This window comes from Cupriavidus sp. FW305-26 (genome assembly GCF_058787975.1).
Window position 1 is genome coordinate 1 of record NZ_JBYTAH010000014.1, and the last position, 6,641, is coordinate 6,641.

Annotated in this window: 5 protein-coding genes; all 5 read right to left on the bottom strand. The window is 67.5% G+C overall.

Annotated elements, in window-relative coordinates; translation table 11 throughout:
• Nucleotides 1–914: 914 nt before the first annotated feature.
• Nucleotides 915–1,781, bottom strand: a complete 867-nt coding sequence (locus tag AC3WQZ_RS10725; RefSeq protein WP_011616748.1) for an HTD2 family dehydratase — start codon at nt 1,779–1,781, stop codon at nt 915–917.
• 42 nt (nt 1,782–1,823) lie between these two features.
• Entirely contained in the window at nt 1,824–2,648 is an 825-nt protein-coding gene (locus AC3WQZ_RS10730; RefSeq protein ID WP_058697838.1) for an HpcH/HpaI aldolase/citrate lyase family protein, read from the bottom strand.
• A gap of 10 nt (nt 2,649–2,658) precedes the next feature.
• Nucleotides 2,659–4,041 (bottom strand): MmgE/PrpD family protein, encoded by a 1,383-nt coding sequence (locus AC3WQZ_RS10735; protein ID WP_492293133.1) that lies wholly within the window; start codon nt 4,039–4,041, stop codon nt 2,659–2,661.
• Nucleotides 4,042–4,117: 76 nt separating this feature from the next.
• Nucleotides 4,118–5,317, bottom strand: a complete 1,200-nt coding sequence (locus AC3WQZ_RS10740) for a CaiB/BaiF CoA transferase family protein (RefSeq protein WP_492300520.1) — start codon at nt 5,315–5,317, stop codon at nt 4,118–4,120.
• 8 nt (nt 5,318–5,325) lie between these two features.
• Nucleotides 5,326–6,495 (bottom strand): acyl-CoA dehydrogenase family protein, encoded by a 1,170-nt coding sequence (locus AC3WQZ_RS10745; protein WP_011616752.1) that lies wholly within the window; start codon nt 6,493–6,495, stop codon nt 5,326–5,328.
• Nucleotides 6,496–6,641: the final 146 nt, after the last annotated feature.

A 6,641-nucleotide genomic window follows, 5' to 3' on the forward strand; every position in this document is an offset into this window, starting at 1 on the left:
GATTGAGGGGGGAGGGGCTTGGGGGCTGGTTCGATGTTGTTGTAGGTCGACGGCCCTGTTCCGCCCTGCTGGGCGGGTCACTTTCTGTCCGAGCGACAGAAAGCGACTCGCCCCTTTAGGGGCGAAACCGGGGCCTCTCCAAGAGCCACCACCACAAATCTGCCGAAGTACCTTCTTGAATGCCATCAAGGCATCGCCTGTAAACCGTGATGCGTGCCTTCGCCAAGGCGTGGAGTTCTCCGCTCTGTGGACGTCGGCAACTGACGCTCAACTTAGCGTATCGATCCTTCACAATCTGCGCCTTGATTGTGAACGGCAGGGTTCTCTAGACTGGATGGGCTGCTAATACAGCAGGAACCGGGAGTGAGAACCCGATCAACGGTACCTCCTCTTCTACGCTATGGAGGTCAGCAATGTCCCAATCCGGCATTGAACCCGACGCCTTCACCCCGCCCCGACTCGATGATTCCCTTTCGCGGTTCAGTCCCGAAACCCGCCGCGCAGCGCGTGAGGACGCGCTGCCTGTTCCTCGGCAACTCTTGCTATTGAATCTCTTGGATCAAGCCGATGCGGTTGCGCGAGGCACGGCCTGCGTACTGACGTTGGTTACGCACAGCGAATGTGACGCACAGGAAGAGGGGAGCGTAGCCTTGCAGCCGGCTACGTTGGAGCCTTGCGAGCGCTCTGCCGGGCCTCCCTTGGATTGCTGGCCGACAGGGTAGAAGAAGTCGCGGAGGGAATTGAGGAGGCGATGGTCGGGTAACCAATCGCGGTCGGTCGCTGATTCACTGAGATGGCAGGTCCCGCTGGTGTCAATTGTGGGCACCGCAGGACTTGACCGACCGTTTGTGTGCCCCCTCTCCCGCAAGCGGGAGAGGGGAGCAAACCAGCGGAGCAGATAAGGCTTCAGGCTCTTAACCTTCCACTTCCGCCCACCCCTGCATCGCCTGCCCGCCGGCATCGTCCCCCGTCCACAGCACCAGCCGCCCAGCCTGCGCCGGATCAGCCGCGCCGCCAACGATGATGGTGTCCTGGTCGAACAGCGGCGCCAGGCCGCGGAAGCCAAAGCGGCGCACGCGCGCCTGCGGTTGCTCGCGCGCCACCAGGTCCAGCATCAGCATGGCCTGCATCGGCCCGTGCACCACCAGGCCGGGGTAGCCCTCGACCTCGCGCGTGTACTGGCGGTCATAGTGGATGCGGTGGCCGTTGAAGGTCAGTGCCGAGTAGCGGAACAGCATCACCGGATCTGCCTGCAGCGTGCGCTGCCACTGCGCGGCCTGCTCCAGGCGCGGGCGCGGCGGCTGCGGCCTGGACGGGTCGGGCATGGCGCGGTAGACGATATCGTGGCGCTCGTTGACCGCGGTCTTGCCGTTGACGGTCAGCTCGTGATCGACGGCGACAAACCACAGTTCACCGGTGCGCCCGGTCTTGTACTGCACGTCCTTGATGGTGGAGGTGCGCGTGACGGTATCGCCGATATGCAGTGGATGGCTGAAGCTCAGTTCGCTGCCGGCCCACATGCGGCGCGGCAGCGGCACCGGCGGCATGAAGCCGCCGAGGGTGGGATGGCCGTCGCGTCCCAGTTCACGCTGCGGCGCGCGCGGCAGGAAGTAGAGCCAGTGCCACAGCGGCGGCAGCGGGCCGGCGGCGACGGCCTCGGGGTCGAGGTCGAAGGTGGCGGCGAGGCCGATCACCGGTTCCGGCGACAGCGTTTCGGTGCGCGATTCGCTGCGGCCGATCCAGCCGCGCAGGCGTTCGAGTTCAGGAGTGGCGTCAGTCATGACAGTAAGCCTTGTAATGCGTGAAAGTGGCCGGAAGGCGGGTTATTGCGCCAGTGCCAGCAGCCGGCGGGCCTGCTCGATCACGGGCCGGTCCACCATCTTGCCATCGACCTGCACCGCATGGCTGCCGCTGGCGGTAGCTTCCAGCACACGGCGGGCCCAGTCGAGCTGCTCGGGGCTGGGCAGGAAGCCTGCGCGCGCCGCGCCCAGCTGGGCCGGGTGGATGCAGAGCTTGCCGGCAAAGCCGAGTTCGCGCGCATAGGCAACGTCGCTGGCCAGCACGGCTTCGTCTTTCAGTGCGGTGGTCACGCCGTCGACCGGCGGCGGCAGCCCGGCCACGCGTGAGGCCAGCACGATGCGCGCGCGTGCAAAGGCGAGCGCGTCGCGCGTATGGCTGCAGCCCAGGTCGACCGCATAGTCGAGCGAGCCGAAGGCAAGACGTGCCACGCCGGTGGCGGTGGCCACGGCGTCGATCTGATGCAGGCCCAGCGCGGTTTCGATGATCGCGACCAGTTCGCCCTGCGGGTTGATCGCGTGCAGGGCCTGCGCGATGGTGGCCAGCGCGGCGGCATCTTCTGCCTTGGGCACCAGCAGGCCTGCCAGCGCGGTACCCGGGGGCAGCGCGCGCAGCCAGGCCAGGTCGGCGGCAAAGGACGGCGAGGCGCTGTCGTTGATGCGGACAAAGGCATTGGCCGCGGGCAGTCCGGCCAGCCACGCGGCGATGGCTGCGCGCGCGGCGGGCTTGGCGTCCGGATGGACCGCGTCCTCGAGGTCCAGGATCATCACATCGGGGCCGGCGGCAGCGGCCTTGTCGAAGCGTTCCGGCCGGTCGCCCGGCACGAACAGGTAGGTGACTGCAGTGGACATGTCTTGGTCCTCAGCCTGCGGCGGGCAGCCAGTCGTTGACGTTCGGGGCCTGCTCCAGCGCCCACACGCGCTGGATGATGGCGCGCATCTCGGCCTCGCTCGCGCCGTGGCGGAACGCGCCCAGCTGCAGCGCTTTCGCTTCCAGTTCCGGGCGCGACAGGGTGTTGTCGGGATCGCCCTTGGGCACGTCGACGCGCGCCGCCAGTGTGCGGCCGTCGGTGGTCGTGACGGTAACGCGGCCGATCCACTGGCGCGGGTAGGCGGCGTTGATCTCGGCATCCAGTTCCATGCCGACCTTGCCGCGGAAGGCGGTCACCTTCGGGTCCTGCAGCGCATGCTGCTCGAACTCGCCCAGACCCGCATGGCCGTGCACGGCCACCAGCCCCAGCACCGTGCCCATCGAGAACTTGGCCTGGTGGATGGTGGTGGGGTTGACCACCGGGCCGAGCACGTCGATGGCGCCCTGGTGCACGTGCGTGGTGACGCTGGCGACCTGGTCGGCGCCGATGCCTTCGCGCTGCATCAGCGCCTTGAGCGCATCGGCGGCCGGGTGCGTGTGGCGGCATGAGGCGAAGAACTTGAACGAGGTCTCGGCGGTGGCCCAGCGCGTGCCCAGGCCGTCGGTCAGGCAGGCGGGGTTGGCATCGCTGGACATGCCGGCGGCCATGCCCTGTGCGCCTTCCAGGATCTGCTTCGCGCCGGTGAAGCCGGCGCGCGCGAGCCAGGCTGACTGCAGTCCATCGGCCGCGGCCTTGGCGGTATGCAGCTGCTTGGAGTCGGCGGCGTCGCGCAGGAATTCCCACAGGCCCGCGGCCTGCGTGCCGGCCGAGCCCAGTGCCTGGTTGATGCCTTCGGCATCGAGGCCGTAGAGCTTGGCCACGGCCGCGGCGGCGGCCAGCGTGCCCACCGTGCCGGTGGTGTGGAACACGCGGTAGTGCGAACGGCCCATGAATTCGCCGATGCGGATGCCGGCCTCATAACCGGCGATCGAAGCCAGCAGCACTTCGGCGCCGGTCTTGCCCTCGGCCTGCGCGGCTGCCACCACGGCAGGGAACACCACCGCGGCGGGGTGCAGCACCGAGCTGTTGTGCACGTCGTCCTGCTCGACCACGTGCGAGGAGGCGCCGTTGATCAGCGCGGCAAAGTAGGGCGAGGTGCGGCGGCGGTCCACCAGCACTTCGGCGCCGCCTTGCGCCGGGCCCATGGCCGCGGCGAACTCCTGCAGCTTGCGCACGGCGGGGGCATCCTTGCCGGCGATGGCCGAGGCGATCCAGTCCAGGAACAGGTCCTTGGTGCGCTCGATCACGGGCGCGGGCACGTCGGCCAGCTTGAGGTCGGCCAGGAAGTCGCAAAGCTGGCGGGTCGGGTAGGTGTTGTCTGCGGGTTGGCTCATGCCGGCTCCGGAGATTGAGTAGGGGCTTGCGGGAAAAGAAAAAAGGCGCCCGGTCTTCCCGGGCGCCGGCATTGGCTCAGATGGTCTGCTGGTCCGCCAGCGCGGCGATGTCGCTGTCGGCGTAGCCTAGCTCGGCCAGGATCTGGCGGCTGTGCGCGCCCAGCGCGGGCACATCGCCCATCACCGGATCCACGCCCGACAGGTTGGCCGGCGGCAGCAGCGCGCCGATGATGCCGCCTGGCACCGCAACTTCGCGCCAGCGGTTGCGGGCGGCCAGTTGCGGGTGGTTCCAGATGGCTTCGATGTCGTTCATCGGCGCGTTGGCGATCTGGGCGGCGTCAAGCAGCGCCTCGGCCTGCGACACGGTCATCGCGGCAAAGCGCTGCTCGATGATCTCGGTCATGGCGGGGCGGTTCTTGACGCGGCCGGAGTTGGTGGCGAAGCGCTCGTCCTGCAGCAGCTCGGGCTGCTCCAGCACCTTCTCGCAGAAGGCACGCCATTCGCGCTCGTTCTGCAGGCCGAAGATCACGCTGCCGCCGTCGCCGGTGCGGTGCACACCGTATGGCGCGATGGCCGGGTGCGAGGCGCCGAAGCGCGCCGGCGGCGTGCCGCCGTAGTGGCCGAAGTAGAGCGCGTAGCCCATCCATTCGGACAGCGCTTCGAGCATGGTCACTTCCACGCGCACGCCCTCGCCGGTGCGCCCGCGCTGCAGCAGCGCCGACAGGATGCCGGTATAGGCGTACATGCCGGCGGCGATGTCGGCAATAGAGATACCCGCGCGCGAGGGCTCGTCGGGGCCGCCGGTGATGCCGATCAGGCCGGCCGCGGCCTGGATCAGCAGGTCATAGGCCTTCTTGTCGCGATAGGGGCCGGCATCGCCATAGCCCGAGATATCGCACACGATCAGCTTGCCGTAGCGGGCGTGCAGGGTGTCGAAGTCCAGGCCCATGCGCGCGGCGGCGCCGGGGGCCAGGTTCTGCACCAGCACGTCGGCATCGGCCAGCAACTGGTGCAGCACCTTCTGCGCGGCTTCCTGCTTCAGGTCCAGCGTCAGGCTTTCCTTGCCGCGGTTGAGCCAGACGAAGTGCGAGGCCTGGCCATGCACGGTCTCGTCATAGCCGCGGGCAAAGTCGCCCGCGCCGGGGCGCTCGACCTTGATCACGCGCGCGCCCAGGTCGGCCAGCTGGCGCGTGGCGAAGGGAGCGGCCACGGCGTGCTCGAGCGAGACCACGCGGATGCCGTCGAGCGGACGGATGCCTTTGGGGGAATGGGACATGTAGGGCCTTAGAACGAACGCGGCAGCTCGAGCACATGCTCGGCCACGTAGGACAGGATCAGGTTGGTCGAGATCGGCGCCACCTGGTACAGGCGTGTCTCGCGGAATTTGCGTTCGATGTCGTACTCGGCGGCAAAGCCGAAGCCGCCGTGCGTCTGCAGGCAGACGTTGGCCGCTTCCCACGACGCGTCGGCGGCCAGCAGCTTCGAGATATTGGCTTCCTTGCCGCATGGCTTGCCGGCGTCGAACAATTGCGACGCCTTGTAGCGCATCAGGCTGGCCGCCTCGACATTGATGTACGAGCGCGCGATCGGGAACTGCACGGCCTGGTTCTGGCCGATCGGGCGGTCGAACACGATGCGGTCGCGCGCATAGTTGCTGGCGCGCTCGACAAACCAGTAGCCGTCGCCGATGCATTCGGCGGCGATCAGGATGCGCTCGGCGTTGAGGCCGTCAAGGATGTACTTCAGGCCCTTGCCTTCCTCGCCGATCAGGTTTCCGGCGGGGACTTCGAGGTTGTCGAAAAACAGTTCGTTGGTCTCGTGGTTGACCATGTTGCGGATCGGCTTGACCGTCAGGCCCTTGCCGATGGCATCACGCAGGTCCACCACAAACACCGACAGGCCCTCGGACTTGCGCTTGACCTGGTCCAGCGGCGTAGTGCGTGCCAGCAGCAGCATCAGGTCCGAATGCTGCACGCGTGAAATCCATACCTTCTGGCCATTGACGATGTACTTGTCGCCCTGGCGCACCGCGGTGGTCTTGAGCTTGGTGGTATCGGTGCCGGTGGTGGGCTCGGTCACGGCCATCGACTGCATGCGCAACTCGCCCGAGGCGATGCCCGGCAGCCAGCGCTGTTTCTGCGCTTCGGAGCCGTGGCGCAGCAGGCAGCCCATTACGTACATCTGGCCGTGGCAGGCGCCGGAATTGCCGCCGCTGCGGTTGATTTCCTCCATGATGACCGAGGCGGCTGTCAGCGACAGGCCCGAGCCGCCATAGGCTTCGGGGATCAGCGCTGACAGCCAGCCCGCCTGGGTCAGAGCCTGGACAAAGGTCTCAGGAAAGGCGTTCTGCTCTTCCACCCGTTGCCAGTACGCCGAATCGAAGCCGGCACAGAGGTCGCGTACCGCTTCGCGGATTTCGGGGTAGAGCTGGTCTGGATCCTGATGTGCGTGCATGGGGTAGCCCCGCTCGGATTGAATGGGGCCATTATTCCCGAGCCCCCGGCACGCTGAAATTCGGATTTGCGAAAGAGCGGCTTAGGTGGGCCGGAAGCGGGGGGGGGGCGGAAGCTGCATGCGGCGCCGGGGCGCCCGCAGTTGCG

What these genes read in the sequence shown, in the direction of transcription:
- AC3WQZ_RS10725 (WP_011616748.1), bottom strand. Translation starts at nt 1,781, where the DNA reads ATGACTGACGCCACTCCTGAACTCGAACGCCTGCGCGGCTGGATCGGC.
- AC3WQZ_RS10730 (WP_058697838.1), bottom strand. Translation starts at nt 2,648, where the DNA reads ATGTCCACTGCAGTCACCTACCTGTTCGTGCCGGGCGACCGGCCGGAA.
- AC3WQZ_RS10735 (WP_492293133.1), bottom strand. Translation starts at nt 4,041, where the DNA reads ATGAGCCAACCCGCAGACAACACCTACCCGACCCGCCAGCTTTGCGAC.
- AC3WQZ_RS10740 (WP_492300520.1), bottom strand. Translation starts at nt 5,317, where the DNA reads ATGTCCCATTCCCCCAAAGGCATCCGTCCGCTCGACGGCATCCGCGTG.
- AC3WQZ_RS10745 (WP_011616752.1), bottom strand. Translation starts at nt 6,495, where the DNA reads ATGCACGCACATCAGGATCCAGACCAGCTCTACCCCGAAATCCGCGAA.